Origin of the sequence: Solemya elarraichensis gill symbiont, assembly GCF_002021095.1 — a bacterium.
GTDB lineage: Bacteria > Pseudomonadota > Gammaproteobacteria > Chromatiales > Chromatiaceae.
The window spans coordinates 1-2,383 of the sequence record NZ_MPRK01000263.1; the positions used below are offsets into that span (position 1 = coordinate 1).

The 2,383-nt window shown below is 44.2% G+C and carries 3 protein-coding genes; all 3 read right to left on the reverse strand.

The window, feature by feature from the left end; all coding sequences use genetic code 11:
- Positions 1-50: 50 nt before the first annotated feature.
- Positions 51-473 carry an ATP-binding protein gene (locus BOW51_RS09955; protein ID WP_078477580.1) on the reverse strand — a complete coding sequence of 141 codons (423 nt, stop codon included), beginning with the start codon at positions 471-473 and terminating at the stop codon, positions 51-53.
- On the reverse strand, positions 445-1,767 hold the full coding sequence (locus BOW51_RS09960) for a hypothetical protein (protein WP_078477581.1): 1,323 nt from the start codon (positions 1,765-1,767) through the stop codon (positions 445-447). Before BOW51_RS09960 ends, BOW51_RS09955 begins: the two co-directional genes overlap by 29 nt.
- Positions 1,768-1,881: 114 nt before the next feature.
- Complete coding sequence (locus BOW51_RS11960; RefSeq protein WP_078477582.1) at positions 1,882-2,148, reverse strand: metallophosphoesterase family protein; 267 nt, start codon at positions 2,146-2,148, stop codon at positions 1,882-1,884.
- Positions 2,149-2,383: the final 235 nt, after the last annotated feature.

Sequence of the window (2,383 nt, forward strand, 5' to 3'; positions counted from 1 at the left end):
GCAAGTGCTCGGATTTCTTTTTCGTTCATCGTGCTTATCTCCCGTAGGGGTTAATGATAAGCAGATACACAAACTAATTTACAGTCTCCACAGATTCCGAAGTTTGCGAATCCACCAATCCCAAACATACCTACACAGCCAGCCGCCCTCGCTTGATCGGTTCTTTTCCCGCTGGCACCGATAGTCCAAAAATACATTCTGAGATCATCTGCCGACATTCCGATGCCATTATCTCTTATGATGCATTCCTCGGTAGTCACGCGGATAGAGATTTCATATGAAGCGTCACTTGAATCTTTTCCATCCGAATGTGCCTGCATTCGTACCGCATCCAGGGCATTTTGAACGTTTTCACGGAGGAACGCCAATGGCGTCTCGTACACGTGCTCCGAGATAGTCTTGTGAACATGCTTAAAATCCATTCCGACTGAAAAAGACTTGTTATTATTCATGTGGTGCACCATTTCTTTCATCTAGCAATTCTTTAAGACTCTTGTTTCCTGTTTCCAAAGAGAACTGAGTGGCTACACGAACAAATGCGGCAGGTAAGAAGTCGAATAGTTCGAGGGCTTCCCGTACCAACTCTTCTGCACGTTGAACATTTCCCTGCGTACGATTTACAGAAAAGCAGAGATAGAAGTCGTCAACTACGGCGTCGGCAAGCAACACTAGTTCTTCTTCAATGCTTACCGAATCATTTCGTTTCTGTAAGTCGTCGCTGTTTGCAAGAGCCAAACAAAGATGTTGTTGCGCCGAGTGCCTCACCTCTGGCAAATCATTTTTAATATAACGCTGCGCGATGACTTCTAGTCCAACCCAGTCGCTTTCAGCAGCAAACTGTTTCATGGTGGCAATGAATGTGTTTTCATTCTGTTGCAACGCTGGATTACAAAACTCCGAAGCAATTTCTATCCGCCTGCTTAGCTCACAAGAAAAATCCTTGTCGATGTTTGCGAACGAGTCGATCTGATCGGAAAATGAGCGAATCGGATGTTCGCACGCAAAAACTCTGTTCTTTAAAGGGGTGTTTGTAGAGAATGCGAGCAAAGAATTTCGTACGTTTAAGAAATTCGTTAAGACTTTCGCGTAAACTTCATCTTGCGTCGATTCAATTACGTTTGATGCCGCAATAATTACACGATCACCGAACGGAACCGGCACTTCGGTTATTGTCTCCGAAAGCAATGCGGCTAAATATGGCGAAAATTTATCAGCTGTACCACCCAGTTCGCGTATAGCAGCGCAAATCTCGGGAGGGCCGCCAGGAATCGTGCCACGTAGGCGTAATGATTTTGTTTCGGTCGTTTTTACTCTGAAAGTTCCAGAATGGCTGTCGTACTCGAAATATTCTGCGGTGCATTCAGACGCTGAAGGATCAAATGAAACGATCGAATATGAATTGCCGAACTGACGCCACGCATACCCAGCTCCTGCAGCGATTGCCAAACACGGTGCGGATGACGCAGAGTAAAGCAGCTTAACTTCTGGTTCGTGAAGGTGCCCTCGATGCAGAACGTCACACATAGGAAGAAAACGTTGGTCAAATGTGCGTTGATCAAACTCTCTTAACCAATTTGGTGGATGATGGAGCACACCGATAATAAGGCGTACATCACTCTTTCTAATTATCTCGCAAATATCAATAATGGGCTGGTCACCAACAATAATATTTCGTTCGTCTTCGTCGTTTCCGCACGCTAATGCTGAATTGAGACCAACGATTCCGATTGGAATATTACCAATGAATTTTTGCGAAAAATATGCCAACTCATCTTCGGTAATCTCTCTAACCAGATCTCTTGAATATTTTTTCCAAACTCATAATAGGCAGAAAGTCGATTAACAAGGATGGTACGTTCATTCGTGTTTGCGAGATACTTTTCAACATTCTCCGCATTTACGAACTCCCCCCGCGTCTCTATCAATGTCGTGGTTACCGGGAACCATGGATACGTCGGAACGCGACAAATCGAATACTTGTATTAGATCATCGAGAAATGTTTCAACAAGTTGATACTGTTTCGGTTTGCCACCGTAAGCTAAGTCTCCACTAACGATCACGAAGCTGATGTTGTGCAAATCAACCTTTCGCTTTTCGATATCGCGCACCATATCGCGCAATACGACGTTTTGACTCCACATTCGCATGAGTTGATTTCAGGTGTAAGTCCGAGATTAGCAGCCAAGAAAATGTGCTCATTTGACTGCTCCATCAAATAGCTTGAAAACTAAGTAGAGGCAGTATAAAGGGGGCTTCTAAAAATAGCTCCCAACAACGATAATAACTCAACACGAATGAGATCATAAGGAGCCCCAATGCAATCTGGATTTTTTGATCTAGAATCACGTCACGAACAGCTGGAAAAGCTCGGAGATCCACTTC